The 25,503-nt window shown below is 60.1% G+C and carries 20 protein-coding genes; 4 read left to right on the forward strand and 16 right to left on the reverse strand.

The window, feature by feature from the left end; all coding sequences use genetic code 11:
• Positions 1-24 precede the first annotated feature (24 nt).
• A complete protein-coding gene (locus ABEB25_RS06345; RefSeq protein ID WP_345735544.1) occupies positions 25-1,329 on the forward strand; it encodes a putative DNA modification/repair radical SAM protein in 1,305 nt (434 codons plus the stop codon).
• Positions 1,330-1,349: 20 nt separating this feature from the next.
• Here ABEB25_RS06345 and ABEB25_RS06350 read toward each other — a convergent pair whose 3' ends face one another.
• Complete coding sequence (locus ABEB25_RS06350) at positions 1,350-3,242, reverse strand: hypothetical protein (RefSeq protein WP_345735545.1); 1,893 nt, start codon at positions 3,240-3,242, stop codon at positions 1,350-1,352.
• Between the two features lie 2 nt (positions 3,243-3,244).
• Positions 3,245-3,892: a hypothetical protein gene (locus ABEB25_RS06355; RefSeq protein ID WP_345735546.1), complete on the reverse strand. Its 648-nt coding sequence runs from the start codon at positions 3,890-3,892 to the stop codon at positions 3,245-3,247.
• Between the two features lie 176 nt (positions 3,893-4,068).
• Here ABEB25_RS06355 and ABEB25_RS06360 point away from each other — a divergent pair, with 176 nt between their 5' ends.
• Positions 4,069-4,836, forward strand: a complete 768-nt coding sequence (locus ABEB25_RS06360) for a helix-turn-helix transcriptional regulator (protein WP_345735547.1) — start codon at positions 4,069-4,071, stop codon at positions 4,834-4,836.
• Between the two features lie 197 nt (positions 4,837-5,033).
• Here the strand turns inward: ABEB25_RS06360 and eboE are convergent, their stop codons facing one another.
• The 5 genes from eboE to ABEB25_RS06385 form a co-directional block, all read right to left on the reverse strand.
• Positions 5,034-6,209: a metabolite traffic protein EboE gene (gene eboE, locus ABEB25_RS06365; RefSeq protein ID WP_345735548.1), complete on the reverse strand. Its 1,176-nt coding sequence runs from the start codon at positions 6,207-6,209 to the stop codon at positions 5,034-5,036.
• Between the two features lie 91 nt (positions 6,210-6,300).
• Positions 6,301-7,524 (reverse strand): DUF6807 domain-containing protein, encoded by a 1,224-nt coding sequence (locus tag ABEB25_RS06370; RefSeq protein ID WP_345735549.1) that lies wholly within the window; start codon positions 7,522-7,524, stop codon positions 6,301-6,303.
• A gap of 59 nt (positions 7,525-7,583) precedes the next feature.
• Positions 7,584-8,144, reverse strand: a complete 561-nt coding sequence (locus ABEB25_RS06375; RefSeq protein ID WP_345735550.1) for an RNA polymerase sigma factor — start codon at positions 8,142-8,144, stop codon at positions 7,584-7,586.
• 3 nt (positions 8,145-8,147) lie between these two features.
• On the reverse strand, positions 8,148-8,762 hold the full coding sequence (locus ABEB25_RS06380) for a hypothetical protein (RefSeq protein ID WP_345735551.1): 615 nt from the start codon (positions 8,760-8,762) through the stop codon (positions 8,148-8,150).
• Positions 8,763-8,868: 106 nt separating this feature from the next.
• The gene (locus ABEB25_RS06385) at positions 8,869-9,090 is read right to left on the reverse strand and encodes a hypothetical protein (RefSeq protein ID WP_345735552.1); all 222 of its coding nucleotides are present in this window, start codon (positions 9,088-9,090) and stop codon (positions 8,869-8,871) included.
• Positions 9,091-9,270: 180 nt separating this feature from the next.
• Between ABEB25_RS06385 and ABEB25_RS06390 the strand changes: the two genes are divergently transcribed.
• Positions 9,271-13,245 carry a plastocyanin/azurin family copper-binding protein gene (locus tag ABEB25_RS06390; RefSeq protein WP_345735553.1) on the forward strand — a complete coding sequence of 1,325 codons (3,975 nt, stop codon included), beginning with the start codon at positions 9,271-9,273 and terminating at the stop codon, positions 13,243-13,245.
• 215 nt (positions 13,246-13,460) lie between these two features.
• Here ABEB25_RS06390 and ABEB25_RS06395 read toward each other — a convergent pair whose 3' ends face one another.
• From ABEB25_RS06395 to ABEB25_RS06405, 3 genes are read right to left on the reverse strand one after another with little or no spacing between them, the layout of a single operon-like run.
• Positions 13,461-13,697, reverse strand: coding sequence for an HNH endonuclease (locus tag ABEB25_RS06395; RefSeq protein WP_345735554.1), 237 nt, complete (start codon positions 13,695-13,697; stop codon positions 13,461-13,463).
• Positions 13,694-13,978, reverse strand: a complete 285-nt coding sequence (locus ABEB25_RS06400) for a hypothetical protein (RefSeq protein WP_345735555.1) — start codon at positions 13,976-13,978, stop codon at positions 13,694-13,696. The genes ABEB25_RS06395 and ABEB25_RS06400 overlap by 4 nt, the downstream gene beginning before the upstream one ends.
• 30 nt (positions 13,979-14,008) lie before the next feature.
• Complete coding sequence (locus ABEB25_RS06405) at positions 14,009-15,754, reverse strand: ATP-binding cassette domain-containing protein (protein WP_345735556.1); 1,746 nt, start codon at positions 15,752-15,754, stop codon at positions 14,009-14,011.
• A 105-nt stretch (positions 15,755-15,859) separates the two neighbouring features.
• On the opposite strand from ABEB25_RS06405, the gene ABEB25_RS06410 reads away from it, so the two are divergent.
• Positions 15,860-17,389: a translocation/assembly module TamB domain-containing protein gene (locus tag ABEB25_RS06410; RefSeq protein WP_345735557.1), complete on the forward strand. Its 1,530-nt coding sequence runs from the start codon at positions 15,860-15,862 to the stop codon at positions 17,387-17,389.
• Between the two features lie 7 nt (positions 17,390-17,396).
• Here the strand turns inward: ABEB25_RS06410 and ABEB25_RS06415 are convergent, their stop codons facing one another.
• The 6 genes from ABEB25_RS06415 to tgt form a co-directional block, all read right to left on the reverse strand.
• Positions 17,397-18,530 (reverse strand): ROK family protein, encoded by a 1,134-nt coding sequence (locus tag ABEB25_RS06415; RefSeq protein ID WP_345735558.1) that lies wholly within the window; start codon positions 18,528-18,530, stop codon positions 17,397-17,399.
• A gap of 102 nt (positions 18,531-18,632) precedes the next feature.
• On the reverse strand, positions 18,633-19,064 hold the full coding sequence (locus tag ABEB25_RS06420; protein ID WP_345735559.1) for a hypothetical protein: 432 nt from the start codon (positions 19,062-19,064) through the stop codon (positions 18,633-18,635).
• Positions 19,065-19,091: 27 nt separating this feature from the next.
• On the reverse strand, positions 19,092-20,975 hold the full coding sequence (locus ABEB25_RS06425; protein ID WP_345735560.1) for a potassium transporter Kup: 1,884 nt from the start codon (positions 20,973-20,975) through the stop codon (positions 19,092-19,094).
• 314 nt (positions 20,976-21,289) lie between these two features.
• Positions 21,290-23,665 carry a protein translocase subunit SecD gene (gene secD, locus ABEB25_RS06430; RefSeq protein ID WP_345735561.1) on the reverse strand — a complete coding sequence of 792 codons (2,376 nt, stop codon included), beginning with the start codon at positions 23,663-23,665 and terminating at the stop codon, positions 21,290-21,292.
• 72 nt (positions 23,666-23,737) lie between these two features.
• A complete protein-coding gene (yajC, locus tag ABEB25_RS06435; protein ID WP_345735562.1) occupies positions 23,738-24,073 on the reverse strand; it encodes a preprotein translocase subunit YajC in 336 nt (111 codons plus the stop codon).
• The gene (gene tgt, locus ABEB25_RS06440; RefSeq protein WP_345735563.1) at positions 24,070-25,209 is read right to left on the reverse strand and encodes a tRNA guanosine(34) transglycosylase Tgt; all 1,140 of its coding nucleotides are present in this window, start codon (positions 25,207-25,209) and stop codon (positions 24,070-24,072) included. The genes yajC and tgt overlap by 4 nt, the downstream gene beginning before the upstream one ends.
• Between the last annotated feature and the right edge of the window lie 294 nt (positions 25,210-25,503).

Raw genomic sequence — 25,503 nt, forward strand, 5'->3', positions numbered from 1 at the left:
TTTTGAATACTGTTCGATTGAATCATGGAACTGGACCGCAAACTCGAAATCCTGGCCGATGCGGCGAAATACGATGCCTCCTGCGCCAGTTCTGGAGCAGCGAAAAAAGATTCGCGCGGCAGCACGGGTGTCGGCTCCACCGGCGGGGCAGGCATCTGCCACAGCTACACGCCAGACGGGCGCTGTGTCTCCTTGCTCAAGGTCCTGCTGACCAACGTCTGCCTTTACGACTGCCACTACTGCATCAACCGCCGCAGCAGCAATGTGAACCGGGCACGCTTTACGCCGGAGGAGGTGGTGAAACTGACGCTGGATTTCTACAAGCGGAACTACATCGAGGGCCTCTTCCTCAGCTCCGGCATCGTGCGCAGCGCAGACTACACCATGGAGATGGTCATTGAGGTGGCCCGCCAGTTGCGCGAGGTGCATCACTTCCGCGGCTACATCCACCTCAAGACCATCCCGGAAGCCTCACCTGAGCTCATCGAAAAAGCCGGGCGCTATGCCGACCGCATCAGCATCAACATCGAGCTGCCCACTCAAAGTAGCTTGGACACTCTAGCCCCGGAAAAAAATTTAAAGCGCACCCAGCACGCCATGGGCGGCATCCGCCAGCGCATTGATGAGTCCTTCGCCGCCAAAAAAGAAGCACGCCAGATCAAAGCCACTCCACGGGCCAAACCGCCCGCCTTCGCCACGGGCCAGAGCACCCAGATGCTCGTCGGGGCCGATGCCTCCGATGACGCCGTCGTGCTGGGTCGGGCCGATGAGCTGTACCGCGACTACCGCCTGCGCCGGGTTTACTACAGCGGCTTCAGCCCCATCCCGGAGCCCAGTGTGCTGCTGCCTATCAAGCCGCCACCACTGGTGCGGGAACACCGCCTTTATCAGGCCGACTGGCTGCTGCGCTTTTACGGCTTTGACGTCAAGGAACTGCTGCCCGCTGAAAACCCTCACCTGGATCTGGAGATCGACCCCAAACTGGCCTGGGCGCTGCGCAACCGTGCCCTCTTCCCAGTGGATATCAACCGCGCTCCGCAGGAGCTACTATGGCGCATCCCAGGCCTTGGCGTGACCAATGTGGGCCGCATCCTCGCCGCGCGCCGTTTCTCCCGGCTCACGCTGGTGGACCTGCAGCGCATGCGCGTGGGATTGAAAAAGGTGCTGCCGTTCATCATCGCTGCCGACCACGCGCCCAAGATCGCCCTGCTGGAAAGTGACCAACTGCGCTCCCGTTTCCTGCCCGCACCCCGACAGCTCGAGCTCAATTTCGCCCATCCCCCCACCACCCCGGCGGATGCCCTGATGGCAAGGAGCGGCGAGCTTTAGCAAGCTTTTTGTTAGGCCGCTCAGGGCACCAGCTCTCGCACCTGGATGAAGGCCACGTGGCGCACATTACTGGCGCTGCCCGGCGGCCTGCGCAGGCCCAGGCAACGCACCTGCCCTGGAACCAGTTTCAGGCTGCCTTCCGACCAAGTCTCCACCAAGTGCGGAGCCCCTGGATACTCGGCTTCGGGGTCGGCGGAGATGGCCAGAGTCTCCTTCAATCCCGGCTCCAGCGGCCGGGCGGTGCTGTGCAGAAAAGTGTGCGTCAGCAGCAGATGCGGATCCTCGGCGACCGAAAGGTTTTCATCGTTCAGATCCAACTCCCAGCGGCTGCCCACAGGCAAAGTCTCCAGCGCCGTGGGGCGCATGCGCGGGGAGCCATCGCGATGCGGGGGGTCAAACTCCGTCGCCGTCGGGTAATCCTCAGTGATGCCCACCGTGGCCTGCATCCCCCCTTGCAGTTGCAGCATGACATGCGCCACCAGCGGTCTCTGTCCGGACTGCGCACTGTCTACCAACGCCTGCAATCTCCGGGTGTCCGGTTGCCCCCATTTGCCGACGGCAGCGGCCTGCCACTCCGCCTCCTCACTGACTGGGATTTCGAAGACCATGATTTCCGCCTCATACCCTGGCTTTGGGGCAGGCGCTTCCGGCCAGCCCGGCCCTTCACGTTGGGAAAAGACCAGCAGCGTTTCATCCTTAGGCAGACCTTCTCCTTGCATCACCTCAGGCACCTGCATCACACTCAGCAGCTGGGTGCCGGGAGAGGCACCCGCTTCTGTCTGAATCTGAAAATCCCGGAACCGAGGCTGCCACATGATGGCCTCAGGCACATCCAGCGCCAGCTTCCACTCACTGCGCGCCGGGGCGGCGATCGCCTGCCGCAAGGACAGCGCACCACCATCCATTTCCAGGTTCGTTCCCACAGCCCTAGCCTCCCACGCGGAGGGGATGCTCGGCATTTCCGTCGGGTATTCGTGCCAGCGCGTGCTCACCAGTTGTCCGCGCTGTCCCTGGACCTGGGCGGAGCCCGCGCACAGCACCATTCTTGCGCGGCCTTCCTCCACCTGGGCCATCAGCCTTTGCAGCAAACCCGCATCCTCCGCTGGCTGGCGTGCCCGCATCAGCGCTAGCGCCGCTTTTGAGTCCAGGGCCAGGCCATAGACCCAGGTATGGTTGCCCATCGCTGCTTTTTCGGCGGTGACAGGTCTCTTCGGCAGGCCGGGCAGTTGTGCCTCCGCGATAAAAACATCCAGCCAGCGCCCCTTTCGGTCTCCTGGCCACACTTGGTCCCCCGGTGGCATCACGGCCAGGATTTTAGGTTCACCGCTTTCCAGGATCACTCCGCAGACCACGCTTTCCTCAAACAGATCGCGCCAGTCCAGCCAGCCATGCACGGCCTTGTCCGTCAGTTGGTTCGTCTTGCGGTCATAGACATCCAGCCAGGATGTGGGCCAAAGTACGGTCTCAGGGCCCCGCGGAGCATATCGGGTCACCCATTGTGCCGAGATTTTCGACTCCGTGGCGGGCGGCCCCCAAGCTTGGAGTTCGCACTCCAGGGACGTGCCGATGAAGCGTTCCTCAAAGGCCGTAGGCACCATGAAAAGCCGGTCCATCTCCTGGTCCAGCTCACTCGGCATCCAGGCCAACTGCCCGCTCTTCACACTCACCCGGCCCCCGTCATCTGCTGCGCTGCTGACATCCGAGATCACACTGGCTCGGCCTTCTTTCACTGCCCGCCGAAGCTCCACCACCCTTTCAGCATCCGTTTTTTTCGGTCCCACCATGAGCCGGATCACCTCCATCTCAGGCGCACGGATCACCACCTGCCGCACCTCCATGGGCAGCGGCTCCCCCAGCGCAGGCAAGGCTGCCCCACCCACTCCCAGAACAAGACTAACTAGATGTGCTTTCATGATCAAAGACGTTTGATAAAGACCACATACCGCATGGCGGATCCCAACCCGGCCTCCGAACCGGAAAGGCGCAGCACACTGGTCACCTTTCGCCACTGCTGCCACACGGCCAGCTTTCCTACCCACTCGATTTGATCAAACTGCGGGTACTCCACAGACAGCTTCTCTCGCTCGGCCCCCGTCGCTGCATTGGCGTAGCTGATGCGGCGCATCTTCGGCGGGTTAAGGTGGTGCTCCAGCTTCAGGCTCACCAGCAGCCTACCCCCTTCCGTGAGGCCCTCGTGCCGAAGCTCCACGGCACTACCCACAAAGCGCTTCTTCCGGCTCGCCGGGATGGCAGGTGGCTTCTCGGGAGTCTCCCAGCCTTCAGCAAACTCCTGCTCCTGCCCCTGCCGCCAGATCCAGGGTTGGTCCTCTGCCACAGCCCCTTTCACGGCCAAAATCTGCTTCAGCCCGCCCGCCTGCATTTCCTCATCCAGTCGCTTTTTCAGCGCCGGTTGCTCTTGAAACTGCCCTTCAAATTTCGCCTGCCACAGCAACTCCGGCACCTCATAGATCACCAGTTCCACCTCCACTGGCGCAGCCAGGGCCTGCCCCATCAAGAGCACCACGCCTAGAGCCACTCTCAGAAAGTGCCAAGTCAAAGTCATGTCAGCGTTGTAAAGCCCCCCTGCCCCGCTAGTCAATGCTACAGCGGCAAAGGCCCTTTCTGCTTCAGTGGCATTCTCAAACGAACTGTGAGTTCAAACTCGGCACTTTTGTAGGCAGGGCAGGTAGATTTGGACTGGAATGCCCCCTGAAACGCCCTGATATCTCAATCATGCAAATGACGATGGAGGCCCGGTTGCGCAAGCTGCTGGAAGCCGTGGAGATGATGCACCAAAGGGAAGACGGAAGCCCCTTTCAGACCCGGGTCTTCCGGGCCTGCCAACACCTGTTTCCAGAAAGCTGCAGCAGCCTGGAACTGTGGGACCGCCAGACAGGCACGCTGACGGCGGCCTACGGGGTGGATTATGAGCCTGCGGGCCTGGAAGAGCGGCTGAAAAGGATCGGCGAAGTGGTGCAGCGGGACCACCCGGGCTTTCCCATCATCGCCGCGGGGTCAAATGAGCTGATGCGGCTGTCCGAGCTGACCACCCTACGCGAGTTTCAGAAAACGGAGCTCTATGACATCGGCTTCAAGCCGCTGGATATTCGCCATCAGGTGGTCACCCCCGTGCAGTCCGCGACCCAGCTCGGTGGCGTGACTTTCAATCGCGGCGGCAGCCGGGATTTTGCTGAGGAGGATCTGGAAATCATCCGCTTGTTCAGCCGCCAAGTGGTCATCGCCCATCAGAATGACCGGGTGCTGAGCCGCACGCTGGAGCAGCAGCCCCAGATTTCTTCGCTGGATCACACCCCGCTGCGACGGGCCGGGCTGACTAGGCGCGAGAGCGAGGTCTTTGCCTGGATGATGGAGGGTAAACGAGACCGAGAAATCGCCACCATTCTGGGCATCAGCTACCGTACGGTGACGAACCACGTACACGCCATCCTGCGCAAACTCGGCGTGGAAACCCGCACGGCTGCCACTCGGGCAATGCCCAAAGATTGAGGCCCTGGCACAAGACCTCCATGAAAATGAGTATCCTTACTCATGGCCACTCCCTCTTCCTGGAAGGAAGATGATGATTGTTCTGAGGAGGGCTCAGATTTTTGTCAGTTTATGTTTCACGGTCATCGGCTGAGAAATGTCTGAAGCCCTTCTTTAGAACATCTTTTTCTTAAAATCAAAGTCAGGACTGCGCGGACTTACTCCACCAATTGGCGTTCGCGCATGGCCCCCAGCGTCCAATCATACTCTTTGACGAGTTGGTCCACGACATCGCCCGTGCGCAGCTCGCCGGGCAGGACTTCCCAGGTATAGGTCTCCATTTCGATGTGCTGGCACTTCGTAGGATTTTGGGAAAGCCAGTCCATGGCTCCTTCGATGTGGTCGCGTGTGCTTTCAAAGCCATCCGTCGGCTGAGCGTGCAGGGGGATGTGGAAGTGGACACGCCATTCGTCTCCCAGTTCCGCCGGATTCGTCTGGGCGAACTGGAGTGCATCTGGCAGGTCCTTGAAGCGGCGCAATGGGGTGGTGGGGCCGTAGTCGGCGATGACCTGGTGGAAGTACACCTGCTCGTCAAACGCGCGCAGTTTGGCCACCATATCGGGCGTGGGTTTCAGCTTCAGCGCGGAGCTGAAATGCAGCTTGCTGAGGCGAATGCCGGCGCCGGAGATCCGGGAAAGCGCACGCTTGGGCGTCTCATACTCGATGGCGAGGTGGCAGGTGTCGTAGTTCAGGCCGATGAACTTGAAGAAGTCCTTGTCCTGCGGGTGGCGGTCGTAATAGAGGCCGAAGAATTTCAGCACTTCGCCACTGGTCTCAAACAGGCCGAGGGGCTCGGGCTCGAAACCGAGGTGGAGGTCATGCCCAGTGGCGGCGGAGACTGTTTCGATGTGTTCGCGGCAGAGGCGTACGTTTTCAAAAATCGCACTGATCTCGTCCCCGCCGATGTTAAAGGTCTTGTGCGAACCGGGCAGGGTGCTGACGCTGCCGCTGGCCCCAGGAGGCAGGAGCTGAGCCAGGATGTCAAACAGGCGCTTGGTGTATTCCAGCCGGTCTTTGGAAGTCCAGTCGGGTAGGAAGACCTGCTCCTTCACCCGGGTGCCGTGGAAGGAGCCGTAGGGGAAACCATTGATGGTGAAGACGTAGCAGTTGTTGGCCGCCAGCCAGTCCTTGAATTCGGCGATCTTTCCGGGTGCCAGCAGCTCCAGCGAGGCCTGATGGCCCAGGCGCAAACCGATGCCATAGGGCTTGTCCGGGCTCACGCGCTCCTTCACCCGCAGGGTATAGTCGCGCAGGGTGGCCCAGGTTTGGTCCCAGGTTTCACCACGGTGGATATTGGTGCAGTAGCCGAGATGGATGCCGTGGTTGAGTAGCATGGTTTGGGGGAGGACGGCAAGTTTGCTGTGGTTTGCCGCTGTTTGCAATGCTTTGCCGTTGTTTTGGTGGGCCGTAGTGCCTGCATCACTCTCACTCCAGCGTCACCTTCAGCGGCTGGGCGTAACTTTCCCAGGCTGCCTCGATGGATCGCGCCTTGGCGGGGCCATCCGTGATGAGGAAACGATACTTGGAGACGTAAGGCGTGCCTGGCTCGATGGACCAGTCCCCGTCTTGGGAAGGGGCAATGCAGAGCTGGGGGTTCTTCGGGTTCAGCCTCAGCGGCTGGGGAAAGCGGAAATTACTGGGGTGAATGAGGATGGCCATGCCAGCGGGCTGCCCCTCCACCACGCCGCCCATGTGGACCCACTTGGCCTTTGTGGAGTCGCCCGTTTTGCGGTCATCGCCATTGCTGGTGAGCATGGTCACCTGATCCACCGGATCCCACTGCGCATGGCCACGCACGCCCAGGCCGCCGTAGTGGTAAGTGGGCAACTTCAGGGGCAAGGCACCCGCGCAAGTCTGGGTAGAAACGAGGTCCAGTATGAAAGCCGACGAATCCCCGCTCGTCAGGGCATAGGCGGTGACTTCCCAGGTCTCCTCCAACACGGCTTTTTCCTGCCCAGCGGGGCGGTCCACAAAACGGTGCTTGCTGATGAACCCAGCCTGCACCGGACCTCCCCAGCTTTTCACCAGGGATTGAAACTGGACCTCGGCAGTGAGGGTGCCATCGGGCCCCTTGCCCTGATTCCAGAAATCGGGGTGACCACCTTCAAATTCCGTCTTCGTCCAGGCCATCCAGATGCCGCGATGCCAGCGGTGGTCCGCCGGGTGGTTGCCCGTGACCAGCTTGCCGTTAGGCGTGAAAACAGGGTGCAGGTGCGCGCCATGCTTGAACACCTCCGATACCCCTTTCGGCACGGGTCCGGCCTCCATCTGGTAATCAAACACGGGCCTTTTTTTGCCCTCCTGGTGATGGGTGAAATGCAGAACGTCGCTCGCCTTCTCCACCGTGAGGCCATAGGGCGCGACAGGCGGGCTGGACGGGGCTTCCTTAAAGTGAATGTTCTCCCCCACTCCGATCTGCGGCACGATCATCACGGCCCGTCCCTCGGCATCCACCTGTAGCATGGAAACGACGGTGCCGTCCCTGCCTGAAAGCGTGTGCTCTCCCTGCCATTCCTTGGGTGCTGTGAATGTGACGATGGCGCGAGTCTGCACGCTTTCACCGCCATGGACCGTAAGCTGAATAGGCCCGGCAGCTAGGGCGGTGCAGGCGGTGAGTGCCATGGAAAAAGGCAGGAGCAGGTTCATCATGTAGGGCTAAACGCGGCCTCCAGCGCTTTCGTTCATTGGGTCTGACACAGTAGGCTTACTCACCCCTGGGCCAGGGCCGCCAGCTTTTCCTTCAGAAGCTGGCGGGCCCGGTAGAGTCGTGTTTCGACGGCTTTTTCAGAGCAGTCCAAAATATCCGCCATCTGCCGATACCCCAGATCCTGATAGGTGAAGAGCACCAGGGCCTCCCGCAGGTCGTTCGGCAGGCTGGCAATAGCGCGCCGCACCTCACGCGCCGTTTCAGCCTGACTCAGGCTTTCATCTGGGGCCTGAGTAGCAGCCGCCTGGTCCAGCCCTCCTTCCGGAAGTGAATCCAGCGAGGCCGCCGGATGGCGTTTTTTCCAGCGCCAGTGATTGGCCAGCAGGTGGCGGGCGATGCGGAAGAGGTAGCTGGAAAACGCCGCCTGTGGGCGGTAGCGATGACGATGCTGGTAGAGGCGCACAAAGGTCTCCTGCGCCAAGTCCCCGGCAGCCGCGTGGTCATGAGTCATGTGCCACAGAAAGGCGGCCAGGCGGTCCTGCCAGCGGGCCATAATCTCATTCAGCGCCAGGTCGTCTCCCCCTGCCAGTCTCTGCATGGCCGCTGCGTCAGCGTCGGACATCAGTCAGGGCTGGCGGCGGGTTGAGGTGATGAATTGCAGGGTTTCGTGATCGGCGGGCAGGTGGGGCAGCATCTGCCGGACGTAGGCCTGAGCGGCCTGGGGATTCATGGCCGTGGCCACTTTTTTCAAATGCAGCAGTACAGTCTGCTCGCAGCTCTTCACATGCAGCTCATGGGTCTGCGTGGTGGCAGCCCCCGGCCCATGGGTTTGCTGGGCCAGACGCAGTCGTTCGCGTGCTTCTTGTAGCTGGGCACACAGCCGGGCACATTCGGCGCGCTGGCCTTCGTGTAGAGCACATTCGCGGGCAAATTCCTCTTCGCTCAGGGCACGGGCACTGCGCATCCAGGCGAGGCTGGCGCGAGTCTCTGGTGTCACCGCTGATGGCTGACTAGGCACCTCTTTTTGCACCCACCACACCGTACCCATCAGGACCGCACAGGCGGCGGCTAAAGCCACCGCACGTGGGCATAGAATCCAGTCCACAGCCTGTTTCCACCTAATACTCCGCTGGTTTTGCCGCGCCTGGATCTCCCGCCAGACATGGCTGGCAAAAGCTGGCGACAGGCCCGGCGGGGAGGCCGCGCTGTTCAAGAGGTGATCGAGCTGTGGATCTGTCATGGCTGAATAGAAAACGCCCTCACCCCGTGGCGGGGAAAGGGCGGATGTGGATTCAAAGGAAGGCCCTCACAGGCCGCACCTTCATGCCAGCAGAACTCATGCCGGATCAGCGTGAAGTCGCAGGCAGCACGGCGATGACCTGGCCCAGATGATCCAGGAGGATGGTCGTCTGGTTCGGGTTATGCGCCTGGCCCATGTTCACCCGCGTGGGGGCTGGGGCCGGAGGTGGGGATTTCACCGCCACTGGGCGGCTCTCTCCGGCGAGGGCTGTTCCCGAAAGCATGGACAGGGCAGTGACCGCGAGGGTCGTCAAAAGGTAGGATTTCACAATGGTTTTTAAGTTGGTAGGGTTGGTGACAGACAGCCGGGAGATGCCCGTCACCAGGGCCAACACCGCCGCGCCGCGAAACCCTTGAGAAAACTGTCTTTTCTTTTCGCTGCCTTCGTCCCCCCTTGTTCCTCCTTGCTGAAAGAGACGGTCTCTGAGATACGCTAAATCCTTCCTGTGATGTTCTTCCGTATTTTTCTGCTCCTTACCTGCCTCATCAATTTGGGCCATGCCGCGCCTTTGTTTGACCGCAGCAACCTCGCCGCTTGGTGCATCGTCCCCTTTGATGCCGGGAAACGAGGGCCTGAAGCACGTGCCGCCATGCTGGAAAAGATGGGCGTCAAAAAATTCGTCTATGATTATCGTGCCGAGCACATCCCGCAGTGGGATGAGGAACTAACCGCCCTCAAAATGCATAACGTCGAGCTCTTCGGCTGGTGGTTCCCCACCTCGTACAATGAGGAAGCGAAAAAGACCCTGGAGCTTTTCAAACGCCACGGCGTGAAACCCCAGCTCTGGGTCAATGGCAACGGCGGCCCCATCGAAGTGAAGGACGCCGCCGATCAGCAGGCCCGCATCGCCAGAGAGGTGGCACGACTGAAACCCATCTGCGAAGCCGCAGCACCCCTGGGCTGCCAGGTCGCACTCTACAATCACGGCAACTGGTACGGCGAGCCTGAAAACGCCATCGCCATCGTCGAGGCGCTCAAGGCCCAGGGTCTCAGCAACGCGGGGATGGTTTACAACCTACATCACGGTCACGGCCACCTGGACCGACTGGAAAAAGTGCTGCCCCAGATGCTGCCGCACCTGCTCTGCCTGAACCTCAATGGCATGGATGTGGCGGGCGATGCGAAGGGCCGCAAGATCCTGCCCCTGGGCATTGGCACCGAAGACGTGCGCGTTCTGAAGATCATCGCCGCCAGTGGTTACAAGGGTGTCATTGGCATCCTCAATCACACCAACGAAGATGCTGAAGGCCGCCTGCTGGATAACCTGGATGGCCTCGCCTGGCTGCTGCCTCAGATCGAAGGCAAAGCAGCGGGTGAAAAGCCCAAGTATCGCACCTGGAAAATGACTGCCGCGAAGGCCCCGGAGATCCAGACCAAGTTCGTGATGATGGGCCAGAGTGTACCTTCGCTAAGCCCTGAATTTGGCCAAGCATTGAAAGGCAGCCTGCGCATCGAAGGCCAGGAAGCCTACCGCACCCTACCCCTCAGCATTGAGTGCCGGGCCAAGTTGAACAGCGCCAAGAGCTTCAACATCCTCGTTGCCTCTGACCCCAAGAGCTCCGCCACCCACTGGGAAATCTACAGCTACAAGGACAGCGGCGTTTTCAGCCTGTATCTGCCAGGACGCGGCGGCGAATATCAAACGAAGGTCAACATCTGCGATGGCCAATGGCATGACCTCATTGCCAGCATAGGGACGGATAAAGTGATGCTGTATGTGGACGGCAAACTGGTGCTGGAGAAAGACGTGCCACCGCTCCAGGGCAGTTCTAAGCCGGGAGACTTGTCCTTTGGCGATCTCGTTGAAGGTGGTGTCGGTTGTGCTGGTGTGCTGGACGATGCCCGACTTTCCCGTGGCCCCATGAAACCGCGTAAGGGTGACCACCCGCGCCAGCGCATGGACAACACCCTCGGTCTCTGGAGCTTCGATGATCTAGATAGCCTCCTAGCAGGCATCGCCATGGCCCCGGCTCCTGCCGAATTCAAACCTGACCGCAAACCCCTGCGCGAAGACGACTACGCCCATTGGCAGGCCGAAGTAAACCGCGAGCGTGTTTTCGATTATTACGCCAAGCAGGCCGTGCAGTTCATGGGCAAACCGCTGCCAGATCTCCTGCCCGGCTTCCCTGGCCTGGATGGCGGCCAGCAGGGCCACTGGGGGAATCAAAACGATGCCGTCACCTGGAAGGATGGCCGCTTTGCCACCTCAGATCTGGGCTCCGTCTTCAGCACCGTTTTCAAGGGCGCGGGTGTCACCGTGAACAAAGGCGTCTGCGTGCGGCTGGGAGACAAATCGGCGGTCTTTGATCCAGAAACGCTCTCATTCCCCGTGGTCTGGAGCGGGGGTTTCATCAAGCTCAGTGATGCCCGCCATGGCTTCATGGGCGGCGGTGTGATGGATGGGAAAGCAATCACCAAAAATGCCGAGCGCTCCAAACCCGCCAACCAAAAGTATCGCGGATTTTATCGCCATGGCCCGCAGGTGGTTTTTGTGGCGGAACAAACAGGCGACAAGAAGAAGTCCTATTTCACCCTGGGCCAGGAAGGCGTGGGCCAACCTAACGACAAGCTGGTTCAGAATTGTCTGAAGGGCGGTCCAGCCCAGTGGCCGCAATGGATCGAAACCAAGGGCGTCATCGGTCAAGGTGAACCCTTCACCACGGACACTCTCACAATCCCTTTTGATAATCCCTATGGCACCCTCTTCTTCATCAGTGGCCATGACTTTTTCAAAGACGGCACAGCAGCGATCAGTACGATGACGGGTGAGGTCTGGCTGGTGCGCGGCATTGATGAGAAGCTGGAAAAGCTGCGCTGGAAACGCTACGCCACCGGCCTGCACCAGCCCCTGGGAGTGAAGATCGTCAATGACAAACTTTATGTGTTAGGCCGTGACCAGATCACCCGCCTGCATGACCTCAATGGCGATGATGAGGCCGATTTTTATGAGTGCATGACGAATGCCCAGGAGACTTCTCCCGGCGGTCATGATTACATCACCGGGCTGGAAACCGATGCCGAAGGTCGTTTCATCACCGCCTCGGGCAATCAGGGCATCATTCGCATGGCCGATGCGGAGGTGAACGTGCTGGCGACGGGCTTCCGCAACCCCAATGGCATCGGACTTTCAACCGATGGTCGTTTCATCACCACCAGTGTGCAGGAGGGGGACTGGACTCCCGCTTCTTCCATCTGCCAGGTGGAGTTGGGCAAGAATGAAGGTGCCCATTTCGGCGCTGGAGGGCCTAAAAATGGCCAGCCTCCGGAGCCGCCTTTGATGTATCTGCCGCGTGGGGAGGACAACTCCTCCGGCGGCCAGTGTTTCATCACGGGGCAGCCTTGGTCGGCGCTCAAGGGAGAAGGCAACTTTGCCCACTTTTCCCCGGGCACAGGCACCGGCTGGCTGGTCATGCGCCAGCAGGTTCAGGGCCGCTGGCAGGGGGCTGCCGTCCGCATCGCCGGCAGCTTTGATTCCGGCTCCCAGACCGGGCGTTTCCGTTCCCAGGACGGCCAGCTTTACGTCACGGGCATGCAGGGCTGGGGTAGCTACACACCGAAGGACGGTTGTTTCCAAAGAGTACGTTATACCGGTGGCAAGGTTGCGGTGCCGATTGGCTTTGAAGCCCGCGACAATGGGGTGCTGATTCGCTTTGACCGGGCGGTGGATGCCACCGCCGCAGCGAAGGCCAGCAATCACTTTGCTCAATGCTGGAACTACAATTACAGCGCCGCTTATGGCTCGCCCGAGATGTCCGTTCGTTATGCCGACACGGTGGGGCATGATCCCCTGGAAGTGCGCAGCGCCCAGGTGCTGGAAGGCGGCAAGACCTTGTTCCTTGAGATCCCCCAGCTCGTCCCCGCCAGCATGGTACATCTGCGCGTCGGCGTTAGTGGCGAACGTGCTCACGATGTCTTCCTCACTGCCCATGCCCTGGCCCCCGCCTTCACTAATTTTTCGGGCTATCAAAAGATCGCCAAGACCTGGACAACTCCGGTGAAAGGCACTGCGAAAACCAAAGCCAAACTCAACCCCTGGGCCAAAGGCGAACCGGGCCGCGAAATCATCGTGGATGCCGCTCTAGGTCTGCAATACGTGCAAAAGCAGCTCACCGCCAAAGCCGGTGAAAAGCTCACCCTCACCTTCAAAAATCCCGATGTGGTTCCGCACAACTGGTTGCTCGCCAAACCTGGCTCTTTGCAAAAGCTGGGCGATCAGGTGAACCTCATGATCACCGACCCCAAGGGCCTCGCCAAACACTACGTGCCCGACTCTCAGGACGTCCTCGTCTATACCGACATGACGAACCCGAAAGAGCAGTTCACCATCCATTTCGAAGCCCCCAAAGAAAAAGGCGATTACCCCTACCTCTGCACCTTCCCCGGCCACTGGATGGTCATGAACGGCGTGCTGAAGGTGGAGTGAGACGCCTCCATTTTATTCTCGCAGATAAGCCAAGGCTTCTACGCATGGATAGCGGGCCGCTTTGACCAGTGCACGGCGCAATAGCAACCGGTCGCTACCATTGAGATCAAGCAATTGAAGCGTTGCCTCGCCAATTTCGGTGAGCGGGATGATTTGTGCCCCATTCAAACGAAAATGCTCGGACCAATGGTCCTGCCGTGGATGATACAGACGCACTAGCTGACGTGGACGACCGCAAACGCTCCAACATCTGTACCCTTGGCAACATTACAGCGAAGACAGGCGAGTGAGAGATTCGACGCAGTGGAGGGACCTCGGTGTTTTCCACTGATGATATGGTCTAACTGAAAGGAAAAATGAGCGTCGTCTTGATGGATCAGACAGTATTCGCAAAGTCCAGAAGCACGCTCTACGACAAGACGACGCAGCCGGGCCGAGATGTCATGGCTCATGAAACGGAGAGACGACCACGAACTTTCGCACGTGCTTTGGCCAGGCTCATGACATGATCAAGTTGCACAAACGTTTGAAGTTCGTCGCGCTCTTTCGGGCGAAGAGTGCCCTCCTTTTGTTTAGCCAGCAGGATAGCGACGCGCTTTTCAGATGCGGCAGAGGGGCGGAAGGCATTCAGCTTATCCGCACCTACAGCCTCAGCGATGAATTTCACGATTTCCTCAAACGGCTTCATTGTTGAATTTAAGTGGCTCGCAGCGTTTTTCCACCAGATATCCATGCAGGATTTGACCTGACACTTGGGTCCCCCTCACTCCCACTGGCTGCCCTTGCTGCCCACGTAGGTCATGCTGAGGCCGATGACGACGTGGGCGAGGAGCACGAAAGCGGCGAGTTCAGGGGAGACGAGGGAGGTATCGGTGACCTTTTTCACCGCGTCGTAAAAGGCGGTGTCGCTCATGCTGCGCAGGCTGCCGGACCAAGCCCAGAAAGCAGCGATGAAGGGGTTTACAGCCCCCTCCAGCCAATCGGGCAGCGTCAACACCGCCCCGGAAAGGGGCAGTTGGAAACCGACGAGATAGATGCTGAGGATGGTGGCCTTTTCTGGAGTCCGGCTCAGGGCACTGATGCCCAGGCAGATGCTCGTCATCGCCGCAGATGCCAGCACCAGGAGCATGAGCTTCACCATCAGATCTCCGGGCAGCCCGCCTACCACCATGTCCACAAACACCCCCATCCACACACTCTGCGCGAGGACAAAGACGCCGAGGAAAAGCACCTTGCTGATGAGGTAGGCCAGGGTGCTGAGGCCGCCTAACTTCTCGCGTTCCAAAATGAGCCGTTCACCCGCAATTTCTCGCGCGGCATTGTTGCTAGCCATGAGCGTGACCAGTACGACCTGCAGCATGATGAGCCCGCTAACGATGCCGCCGGCCTGCAATTGATCGAACTGATGCTGCGCCTGCCGCTGCATCTCATAGACGATGTCTGTCTCCTGGCGCTGGTTGAGCTGCTTCAGCGGCTTGATACCATCCAGCGCAAAGATGACCACCAGCAGCGGAAAGCCGATGAGCATGGCCAGATGCAGGCCCACTTGACCCCGGTCGCGGCGAAAGATGGTCCAGCGCCGATGCAGCAGGGTGAAGACCTGGCTCATCATGCTGGGCAGCTCTTCCGGTGCCAGAGGGTGCGGGGCATCGGGGTCGGTCTCTGCCTGCGCAGCCTCTTCAGCCGCCGGTTTTGACTCAAACAGCATCGCCTCGTAGTAGCTGCGCTTCTTGGTCCAGGACTCGTGCCATTCCTGAGCATCCCGCTGCGTGAGGCGAAGATAGACCTCTTCGGCATGCTCGACAGTGAAGTAGTGTGTCAGCAGCTTGGGAGCTCCGTGATATACCAACCGTCCCTGATACATGACGAGCACGCTGTCGAAGGCCTCCAGACTGGCGAGACTGTGGGTGACATTGATGACCACCCGGCGCTTGTTTTCCCGGGCCAGCACCCGCAGCAGTTCGGTGATCTCCGTCTCGGACTTCGGGTCCAGGCCACTGGTCACTTCATCACACAGCAGCAGGCAGGGATTGGTCACTAATTCCAGTGCCAATCCGAGTCGGCGCTTTTGCCCGCCCGACAGCACCTTCACTCGGCGCTCGGCCAGATCAGCCAGACCGGTGACGTTGAGGATGTGGTCCAGCTTGGGTTCGAAGTCGTCGGTGCCAGGCAGTTGCGTGCGCAGGGCCATGCTGCTGGCGATGCATTCCTCCACAGTCAGCAAATCATGCGCCACGCTGAACTGGGGCACGTAGCCCAGCTCGCCGGGGTGCAGATCCTCCTCTTCCTTCAGATCGCGATCCTCCCACTTGAGGTCCCCTTCCGTCTGTTCCTGGATGCCCGCGATGACTTTCAGCAGCGTGGTCTTGCCGCAGCCCGAAGGGCCCACGATGGCCATCAGATGGCCCTGGGGGACGCGCAGGCTCACTTCCCGCAGCAGGTGCACACTCTCCTGCTCCGAGCCGGGAGGCGCGTCCACTTCAAGACCGACATTGAAAGCTTCGAGCATAAACGGTTGTTATACCGTTAAAGCGGATCGGCATGGCAAGATAAAGCGCAGTGCCCTACGCATTTTTTTGCGTTCTTTGTTCGCCTTGCCAGTTATGCTGGACCTATGAGCACCCGTTCCCGTCGTCGTTCCGGCAAAAGTCCGCGCTGGCTGCTGGCCCTGGCCGCCGTGGCCATCGCCGTCATCGTCCTGGTGCTGCTGATGCCCATGCTAGTGATGAACTGGGTGCGCGGTTACCTGCAGGAGGAGGCCTTTCGCGGCCAGATGGAGCAACTTTTCGGCACTCAGATGCAGGGGCAGGCCACCCTCGCCCCGCTGCGCTGGACTGGTGATGAGGTGACCAGTGCCGAAGCAGCCGCCAGCACCGCCAATGGCTGGCAGGCACGGCTGGACGGCCTGCACCTGACGCTTGACTGGAATGCCTTCCGCCAGGGCCGATGGCGCACCGTCGGCGCAGGAGTGGACAGCATCACCCTGGAACGCACGGCCCAGCCCATCCCACCCCTGGCCGACTCTCAAGAAGCGACGCCGCCAACGCCCCTCTCCGCAGGTCCTGCCATTCCCACTTGGCTGCGCCGCTACCTGCCGGACAAAACGGAGGTGGACGGTCTGCAAGTCGCGCGTTTTTCCTGCCTGCACCCCGGGCCGTGGAATCTGAAGGACAGCCGCGTGCGCATCGCCACTTGGCAACAGGGAGAAACCTCCCTCCAGGCGGTGGTGGAGGGAGGCTTCGTCGAAACCCCCATCCTGCTGCCTGCCCAACTGGTGCCGATGACGCTGAACCTGACGCGTGCCTCCGTCCGTCTCAGCCGCGAGGACCTGCACCTGAAAGAAGCCACCCTGAAGTGGCTAGATGCGGGCGAAATCACCGCCCGTGGTCATCTGCAGCCCCGGCAGGGCACCTGGGAGCTGTCCACCCATCTCCAGGGCATCCCATTGAACGAATGCCTAAATGAGGACTGGCGCGTCCGCCTCAGCGGCCGTCTGGAGGGGGATCTTACCGCCACCGGCAGCCGCACCGCTGCGCCATTGGTCAAGGGCCGTCTGCATCTGCGCGACGGGGTGCTGACCGCCCTGCCCGTGCTCGACCAGCTCGCCAGCTACACGGGGGTGGAGCGCTTCAAACGCCTGGTGCTGGATGTCGCCAGTTCCGACATCACCGTCGAAGGCGAACGCCGCATCTTTGAAAAGATCATCGTCCAGTCCAATGGACTGCTGCACCTGGACGGCCGCCTGACCGTGCAGGGCGGGCAAATCGAGGGTAACTTCTTGTTAGGCGTGACCCCGGAAACCCTCAAGTGGATCCCCGGTGCCCAGCAGCATGTTTTCACCGCCACCCACCCCACCGGCCCGGCGGGCATGCTGTGGACGACCCTGCGCATCACTGGCACGATGCAGGCCCCACGTGAGGACCTGAGCGCACGCCTGGCAGCAGGCGCGGGCAAGGTGCTGCTGGATGCCCCCGGCCAGGTCGTCAACCAAGGCAGCCAACTGCTACTGACACCCGTGCTGGGCAAGGATGCCGGGGCACTGCCCAACGAAGTGATCCGCGGGGCCACCGACGCGACCGGCAAGGCCGTGGAAACCGGGGTCAAGCTGCTGGAGGGAATCGGCGGCGGACTGCTGGGCAAGTAAGCCGACCTCAGAGGGCTGGCAGCCATGTCTCCATCGCCTGGCTGGCCGCCCCGAGCGCACCGGCATCATCCCCCAGGCGTGAGCACACCAGCTTCAGCGGCACATCTCGCAAAGCCGGGGCCACATGGAGCGACGCCTCCATCACCGCTTCGCAAAAGCGGTCACCCAGGGCCGTCATCGGGCCATGCAGCAGGCAGATCTTGGGATCCAGCAGCAGTTGCACACAGCCCAGCACCCGGGCGTAGTCTGCCACCACCACATCCCATTGGGTGCTTGGGTCGTGGGCCAGGCTGGCCATGGCCGTGTGCAAGTCTTCAGGCACCGGGGCCGTTTCTCCCAGTCCCGCCAGCCGCCGGTAGCTCATCGGCGCACTCAGCCAGTGGTGCAGCTCCCGGCGGGGACCTTCCCCTCCGAGGGGCCAGGGCCATAAGCCGATCTCCCCGGAGGCATGGTGAGCCCCTTGCACTAGCTCCCCGGCCTGCACGCTGGCGATGGCAAAGCCGCTGCGCGGCCCCACAATGACATAGTCTGTCTCGTCCCGATGTTCGCCAAACCACCGTTCGGCCAGGGCAATGGAGCGCAGGTTGTTTTCCACATGGACGGGCACCTTGAACCGGTCCTCCAGCAGACGCTTCAGCGGCACATTTTCCCAGCCACGCACAAAGGCATAGCGGAGGGAGATGCCCTCGGCTGAATTCACCAAGCCTGGAGCCCCGACGCCAATGCCCAGCAAAGGCGTGGACTGCTGCCGCTGCAACTCGCCCAAAGCCAGGAGGATGATCGCCTCCACTTCGGCGGCAGAAGGGTTGGCCTGCAAGTGGACCCTTTCCCCTAAAAGGATCTGGCCGGAAAAATCCAGGCCGGTGACCTGCACGCGGTTTGCGTTGAACTCCACCCCGGCAAACCAACCAGTGTCTCGCCGGACCATCAGCCGCCGCTTTGGCCGACCCATGGAACCATGCTCCAGCCCGGACTCACTGAGATGACCGGTAGAAATAAGCTGATCCACATACAGCCCGACGGTGGAGGCGGAGAGCCCCAGCGTGCGGGCCAATGTGGTGCGCGAGGTGGCACTCCCGCGACGAACACTCAGGACAGTGGATGCAAAGAGCTGACGAAGGTCCGATGTTTTTTGACGCATGACTGACAGGTGGGGGGATGTATCCAGAAAAGCTTTAGATTCGCCGTTTGGAAATACAAAACCGCATTCACGTTCATTTACTGAGCAAGGCAAGGATTCAGATCAAGCCAACCACTCCGACTCCAGTATGTCCGCATCCGCATCATCCTCATGGATGGAGCGGTGGATGACTCTGGCCGTAATGTCGTCCAGATAGTTTTTCAAGACGGAGCTGAGCTCCAGGAATTCCGGCCATAGCGTTTCATCCACAAAGGTGGGCGGCACCCTCACCATCACGGTGGTGCGCCTTTGGCGCGCGTAGCGGTACGGCTTCAGGGAGTAACGGCGCAGCAGGGCGATGAAGAGCTTCTTCGACCAGTCGTCCGTGAGGGTGAATTTGTACTCGATGGCCGCCTCCTTGCGGCTGGCCTCGCGCAAGCGTCTGCGGATGCGCTCCATGGCATCCGCAGCAGCCTCCTTTTCACCAGCCGTGGCGGCACCCGAGTGCAGGCGCTCGATCTTCTGAAGCTTTTCGAGCAGCTCTTTTTCGGACATATCAGACGGGGGGAAAGAGAGCTGCTGTTACACTTCGAGCTGGATACCCAGTTCGCAGACCTGGCGTGGCGGAAGGTCAAAGTAACCCGTCGCTGGGCGTGACAAGCGGCTGAGGGTGACAAAGAGGCGCTTCCGCCAGCGGGCCATTTTGCCCGGCCCGTTGGTCAGCAGGATCTCGCGGCTCTGGTAAAAGGTGATGCCTGCGCGCTTCAGTTTGGTCTTCTCGCTGAGGGCCTGGCAGAGGTCATCAAACACCTGCGGTGACTCGGCAAAGCCATAGCGCAGCACCACGCGGTAAAACTCGTCGCAATGCTGCTCAATCTGGTGCCGGGTCTGGTCGCGAATGTGTGGCACATCTTCAAATTTAACGGTCAGGAGCACCACCTGTTTATGCAGTGCCTTGTTATGCTTGAGATGGTGCAGCAGGGCAAGCGGCAGGCCATCTGCACTGGCGGACATGAAGACAGCGGTACCGGGAACGCGGATGATGCGGTCCTTTTGAATCTCATCCACCAGGTGCTGGACGGGCAGCCGCCCGCGCTGCATGGCCTGGAAAAGCACGGCTCGGCCATCCATCCAAGTCTTCATGATGATCCAGATGCCCGCCGCAACGACGAGCGGGAACCAAGCTCCCTGCATGAACTTCACGAGGCTTCCGGCAACATAACCAAACTCAATGATCATGAAAATGAGCACCGGAATGAAGGCCTTCAAGAAGGGCCAGTCCCAGATGCGCCTTGCCACAAAGTAGAACAGGATGCTCGTCAGCAGCATTCCCAGGGAAACAGAAAGGCCGTAAGCCGAGGCCAGCGCACTGGAGGTCTTGAATCCGATGACCAGGGCGATGCAGGCCACCATGAGGAGGAAATTCACCTGCGGCATGTAAATCTGGCCGCGCACATCCGGGTTGGTGTGGACGATCTTCAGGCGCGGCAGGTAACCGAGCTGCACAGCCTGCTGGGTGAGGGAAAACACCCCGGTGATCATAGCCTGGGAGGCAATGATGGTGGCGGCAGTGGCCAGGATAATCATCGGCACCAGCAGGCTCTCGGGCACCAGATTGAAAAAGGGATGTTCCATTGCAGCGGGATTACTGACGACTAAGGCCCCTTGTCCCAGATAATTCAAAGTCAGCGCTGGCCACACCAAAATAAACCAGGATTGCTGAAGTGGCTTGTGACCAAAGTGACCGATATCGGCATACAGAGCTTCACAGCCCGTCACTGCCAGCAGCACCATACCCATAATGACAATACCGTGGTAGCCATGGTGGACGAGGTACATCACACCCCAGTGAGGAGACAGTGCCTGGATCACATCTGGATGTTCAAGAAACCGATAGAGGCCCAGGCCTCCTAATGCGATGAACCAGACAATCATGATAGGTCCGAAAGCCACGCCGATCTTGTCGGTGCCGTGCTTCTGAACGACAAAAAGGCCCATCAAAATGGTGACGGCGATAGGAACAACCCAATGCACAAACCCGGGATTGATCTGCTTCAAACCTTCCACAGCAGAGAGCACTGAGATGGCCGGAGTGATCATGCCGTCACCGTAAAGCAGCGAAGCCCCGAAAAGCACGACCATGAGCACGACCACCGCGCTTTTGGGTGACAGTGCCTCTTTCTTTGACCGGAGCAGCGATAGCAGGGCGAACACCCCTCCTTCTCCCTGGGCCGTTGCATAACTCAGCATGCTCAGATACTTCACCGCCACCATGATGGTGAGGGACCAGAACATGAGCGAGATCGGTCCATAGACCATCTCTACACCATGCACCGTAGGGTCGTAACCTGCATGGTCCAGACACTCCCTCAACGCATAGAGCGGGCTGGTGCCAATATCCCCGTACACGACTCCCAGGGCCACGAGGGCCAGAGACCAATTGTTTGACGTTTTATGTTCGGACATTGGATTCTCCGGAGCGGCCGGAGACCTGATGATGAAAGCCCCAAGTGGCCAACTAGCCGGGAACAGAAGGGGGAAATGTTCCAAAGAGCTTCATTCAGTCAGGCAAGATTGATGACGAGGAACAGGGAGATCACAGGCAGACAATCCGGTGATCCCAATGTCAGTCTCATGCATCTTCAATACTAGACACAGAGAATCGGGTTCATCAACTCAAGTCCGCAACTCTTCATGAGAAGAGGTCCTGTCCGGGACGGTGGGGCATAAAAAACGGGTGAGGTCTTGCGACCTCACCCGTGGAAGGATTCTCCGGCAGATTAAGCCTGGGCCTTGGCTGCGGCGATGGCGGCCTGGGCTTTTTCAGCTTCGATCTGCGCGTCCAGAACCTGGCGCTTGAGGCTGGTGCCAGTCTTTTTCGCATACCACAGCACAAGCGGGCTAGCGATGAAGATGGAGGAGTAGGTACCGAGAAGCACACCGATGGTGATCGGCACGGCGAACTCGAGCATGGCTGGATTGCCCAGGAACAGGAGGACGACCATCGGAGCCAAGGCGGTCGGACCCGTGAGGAGGGTACGGCTGAGGGTCTTGCAGATGGCGTCGTTCATCAGCTCGCGGGTGCTGCCGCCGACACCCTTCTGGATGTTTTCACGGATACGGTCGAAGACCACGATGGTGTCGTTGATGGAGTAACCGGCGATGGTCAGCATGGCACCCACGTGGATGAGGCTGAGTTCCTGGCCGAAGAGGACACAAAGGCCGGGTACCATGAGCACGTCATGCGCCAGGGCCACGATGGCACCCAGGGCGAAGGCGAACTCAAAGCGGAACATCAGGTAAACGAAGATGGCGATAAGCGCGACGATCAGCGCGATGATGGAAGTCTTGGCGGCTTCATCCCCGATGACGGCACCCACGCGGCTGCCCTGGGTGCCTTCCACCTGGTCGGCAAACTTGGCCTTCACGGCCTGTTCAATGACGGGACCGGCCTCGAATTCACTGCGGATGGCGATGACATCACCACCCGTGGCGTTGCCCTTGCGCTGGATGTAGTAGCTGCCGATGTCTTTGCCATCGGGCAGCTTCAGGTCTTTGAGGACGGTGCTCAGCTCGCTGTCGGTGATGGCTTTGCCGGCCTTCAGTTCGACGTGGGTGAGACCACCGCCACGGAAATCAATGCCCAGGCTGGCCTTGCCCTTCACAGCCAGGGTAGCGAAGGAGATGGCCGTGACCACCAGGGAAGCGATGATGAAACCCTTGGCCTTGGCCAGGATGTCGAAGACGCCATCTGGGAAAAGCTTCACGGTGGAGATGCTCTTGAGCAGGCCTTTATCGATGACCCACATGAAGATCACGCGGGTGACGATGAGGGCACCGACCATAGAGGAAAGGAGACCGATCATCAGGGTGACCGCGAAGCCCTTCACCAGACCGCCGGCGATGACGAACAGGATGATCGCAGAGATCAGCGTGGTGATGTTGGAGTCAGCAATGGCGGAGAAGGCTTTCTCATAAGCGGACTCCAGAGCACCCGAGATGGTCTTGCCTGCCTCGCGTTCCTCACGGAGACGTTCGTAGATCAGCACGTTGGCATCCACGGCCATGCCGATGGTGAGGACGATACCAGCGATGCCGGGCATGGTGAGTGTGAACCCGAAGAGGGACATGCCACCGAAGAGGATGGCCAAGTTGATCACCAGACCGACGATGGCGATCAGGCCGGCCATGCGATAAACGAAGAGCATGAACAGCGTGGTGATGCCCAGGCCGGCGATGCCGACCCACTTGCCCTGATTGATGGAGGACTGGCCGTAAGAAGCGGAGACGGCGCTTTCAGACAGGATCGTCATCGGGTTTTCCAGGGGGTTTTCCAGCAGGCTGGCCAGCGTGCGGGCTTCCTGCTCCTTGAAACGGCCGCTAATGACAGCGGTGCCGCCAAAGCGGTCGGTCTGAAGGGTCGGGGCTGAGATGATTTCTTTATCCACGATGATGGCCAACTGGCGGCCACGGTTCACGGCAGCGACTTCGTCGAAGAGCTTGGCACCGGTGCTGTCGAAGTTCAGGATGACCTTCCAGCCTTCAGCGTCATACGTTGCGAAAGCTTCCTTCACATACTTGCCTTCCATGTCGGCGCGGTTGCCCACGGTCTCGGTGCCACGTTCTGGGAGCTCTTTGCCCTGCTCGTCCTTCTGGACTTTGTACTTCAGGTCCTCGGTGCCGGGAGTGCGTGGCTGGCCGGGGGCGTTTTGGGGCTTGACGATGCGGAACTCCAGAAAGGCGACCTGCTGGATCTTCTGACGCACGTCGGCAAATTCTTCGGCCTTCACCCCGGGCATCTGGATGAGGATGCGGTCATCCCCCTGTGGCTGCATGGTGAGGTCTTTGTTGCCTTCGGAGTTGAGGCGTTTTTCCAGGATGGCGATGGCCTGCTGGACGGAACTCTGGGTGACGGGCTTGGGGCTGCCGTCGTCCGACTTGCCGGGCTCCAGGCGCACGACGAATTCACTGCCGCCCTGAAGGTCAATGCCTAGCTTGATGCCCATGCTGTTGACCGTCCACAAGGCAAAGGCCGTGGCGAGCAGGATCAGCACGGAGCCATACCTGCGCTTGCGGTCGTGCATCGTCGTGCCGACGTAAAAAAGGAGCAGCAGGAGGATGGAGGCTCCGACGAGGAAGGTTGAGATGGCGGCCATGGTGGATTGATTGGAGAGAGGGAAAGGGGCTCAGTGCCCAGAGGGGCACGGCGGGAAGCTGGGCGGAACGGATCAGGCGGTGGTGGCTTCGACCACGTCGGATTTTTTGCTGACGGAGGCAATCGCGCCACGGTCGTATTCGATCTTCACATTGTCGGCCACCTTGATCATCACGGTGCGATCCTTGACGCTGGTAATGATGCCGTGTTCGCCGCCATTGAGGACGACATGGTCGCCGACCTTGACATTGCTGATGAGCTTTTCGTGCTCCTTCTGCTTCATGCGCTGAGGGCGGATGAGCACGAAGTACATCATCACGAACATCAACGCCATCATGATGAAGGTCGTGGAGCTGTTCTGGGCCGGCGGTGCCGCCTGAGCGAGGAGAGGGAGGAAAATGGGGGTCATGGATCGGTGGTTTCGGGACGGGTTTGGTAACGGGCGACGACTTCCTCGCGGAAGTCAGCAAAGCAACCTTGTTCGATGGCTGAGCGTGCCCTGGCGGCAAGGGACAGGTAGAAATGCAGATTGTGCAGGGAAATCAACCGCAAACCCAAGACCTCCTGGGTATTGATGAGATGGCGGATGTAGGCCCTGGAAAAGCCCTGGCAGAGGGGGTGGGTGTCCTCAGCGAGAGGACGGAAGTCTTTGGCAAATTTGTTGTTCCGCAGGTTCAGCGTGCCTTCATGAGTGAAAGCGGTGCCATTTCGGGCGAGCCGGGTGGGCAGCACGCAGTCGAACATGTCAATGCCACGGGCGATCAGCTCCACCATCTGCGGCGGGGTGCCAAGGCCCATGGCGTAACGGGCTTGGTTTTGCGGCAGCAGCGGGCAAGTCCACTCGGCGATGCGCATCATGTCCTCTTCCGGCTCACCCACGCTGAGGCCGCCGATGGCGTATCCGCTAAAGCCCATGGCCACCATTTCCCGGGCACAACGCTCGCGCAGATCCTGGAAGGTGCTGCCCTGAACGATGCCAAAATGCAACTGCGCGCCACCGCCGGTCTGCGGCTGGTGCTGGTCAATCCAATCGCGGCAGCGGCGTGCCCAGCGCAGGGTCAGCTCCATGCTGCTGCGGGCATCCTCAGGCTTGCAGGGCCAGGGCGTGCATTCATCAAAAAGCATAGCGATGTCGCTGCCCAGGGTGGCCTGGATTTCCATGGCGACTTCCGGCCCTAGAAACATAGGGCTACCATCCACGTGATTATTAAAGTAGCAGCCTTCTTCCTTGAGCTTGCGCAGCTTGGCGAGGGAGAAGACCTGGAAACCGCCGCTGTCCGTGAGGATGGGGCGGTCCCAGTTCATGAATTTGTGCAGACCACCCGCTGCGCCGATGATCTCCGTCCCAGGCCGTACCCACAGGTGGTAGGTATTGCCCAGGATGATTTGGGCATTCAGGGAGCGCAGCTCTTCTGGATGCACGGCCTTCACCGTGGCCTGGGTGCCGACAGGCATGAAAATGGGCGTCTCGATCACGCCATGAGGCGTCGTCAACCGTCCGCGCCGGGCGGAAGAGTTGGGATCGGTGGCCAGAAGTTCAAACATGCAAGTAGGTAAAAGGGCGCGGAGTGTGGCGGACAAAGCGCCGGGTGTCAAAGGGGGAGCGCGGGGGAGCGGGATTTAAGGGAGAGGTAGGCAGCCCTGAAGGAGGCACCCTGGTTTGTGTGGTTGCTGCTCTTTTTAAAAGAGGAGCGGGGATGGGGAAAAGGATTCGAAATCTCCCCACCTGGGGATTTTTGGCGATAACACACTGATTATCAATCCCTTACCGATGGGGATACAATCCCCATGGCATCCCCATCCGGGGAAATTTGGGGAGAAAGCCTGGGGATGAGAGGT

Source organism: Prosthecobacter algae, assembly GCF_039542385.1.
In the GTDB taxonomy this organism is placed as follows: domain Bacteria; phylum Verrucomicrobiota; class Verrucomicrobiia; order Verrucomicrobiales; family Verrucomicrobiaceae; genus Prosthecobacter; species Prosthecobacter algae.

Excerpts from the sequence above, each read along its gene's own strand:
- ABEB25_RS06420 (WP_345735559.1), bottom strand. The coding sequence starts at position 19,064 with ATGTCCGAAAAAGAGCTGCTCGAAAAGCTTCAGAAGATCGAGCGCCTG.
- ABEB25_RS06395 (WP_345735554.1), bottom strand. The coding sequence starts at position 13,697 with ATGAGCCATGACATCTCGGCCCGGCTGCGTCGTCTTGTCGTAGAGCGT.
- ABEB25_RS06345 (WP_345735544.1), top strand. The coding sequence starts at position 25 with ATGGAACTGGACCGCAAACTCGAAATCCTGGCCGATGCGGCGAAATAC.
- ABEB25_RS06360 (WP_345735547.1), top strand. The coding sequence starts at position 4,069 with ATGACGATGGAGGCCCGGTTGCGCAAGCTGCTGGAAGCCGTGGAGATG.
- ABEB25_RS06355 (WP_345735546.1), bottom strand. The coding sequence starts at position 3,892 with ATGACTTTGACTTGGCACTTTCTGAGAGTGGCTCTAGGCGTGGTGCTC.
- ABEB25_RS06425 (WP_345735560.1), bottom strand. The coding sequence starts at position 20,975 with ATGTCCGAACATAAAACGTCAAACAATTGGTCTCTGGCCCTCGTGGCC.
- ABEB25_RS06405 (WP_345735556.1), bottom strand. The coding sequence starts at position 15,754 with ATGCTCGAAGCTTTCAATGTCGGTCTTGAAGTGGACGCGCCTCCCGGC.
- ABEB25_RS06400 (WP_345735555.1), bottom strand. The coding sequence starts at position 13,978 with ATGGATATCTGGTGGAAAAACGCTGCGAGCCACTTAAATTCAACAATG.
- ABEB25_RS06410 (WP_345735557.1), top strand. The coding sequence starts at position 15,860 with ATGAGCACCCGTTCCCGTCGTCGTTCCGGCAAAAGTCCGCGCTGGCTG.
- ABEB25_RS06350 (WP_345735545.1), bottom strand. The coding sequence starts at position 3,242 with ATGAAAGCACATCTAGTTAGTCTTGTTCTGGGAGTGGGTGGGGCAGCC.
- tgt (WP_345735563.1), bottom strand. The coding sequence starts at position 25,209 with ATGTTTGAACTTCTGGCCACCGATCCCAACTCTTCCGCCCGGCGCGGA.
- eboE (WP_345735548.1), bottom strand. The coding sequence starts at position 6,209 with ATGCTACTCAACCACGGCATCCATCTCGGCTACTGCACCAATATCCAC.
- secD (WP_345735561.1), bottom strand. The coding sequence starts at position 23,665 with ATGGCCGCCATCTCAACCTTCCTCGTCGGAGCCTCCATCCTCCTGCTG.
- ABEB25_RS06380 (WP_345735551.1), bottom strand. The coding sequence starts at position 8,762 with ATGACAGATCCACAGCTCGATCACCTCTTGAACAGCGCGGCCTCCCCG.
- yajC (WP_345735562.1), bottom strand. The coding sequence starts at position 24,073 with ATGACCCCCATTTTCCTCCCTCTCCTCGCTCAGGCGGCACCGCCGGCC.
- ABEB25_RS06415 (WP_345735558.1), bottom strand. The coding sequence starts at position 18,530 with ATGCGTCAAAAAACATCGGACCTTCGTCAGCTCTTTGCATCCACTGTC.
- ABEB25_RS06390 (WP_345735553.1), top strand. The coding sequence starts at position 9,271 with ATGTTCTTCCGTATTTTTCTGCTCCTTACCTGCCTCATCAATTTGGGC.
- ABEB25_RS06370 (WP_345735549.1), bottom strand. The coding sequence starts at position 7,524 with ATGATGAACCTGCTCCTGCCTTTTTCCATGGCACTCACCGCCTGCACC.
- ABEB25_RS06375 (WP_345735550.1), bottom strand. The coding sequence starts at position 8,144 with ATGTCCGACGCTGACGCAGCGGCCATGCAGAGACTGGCAGGGGGAGAC.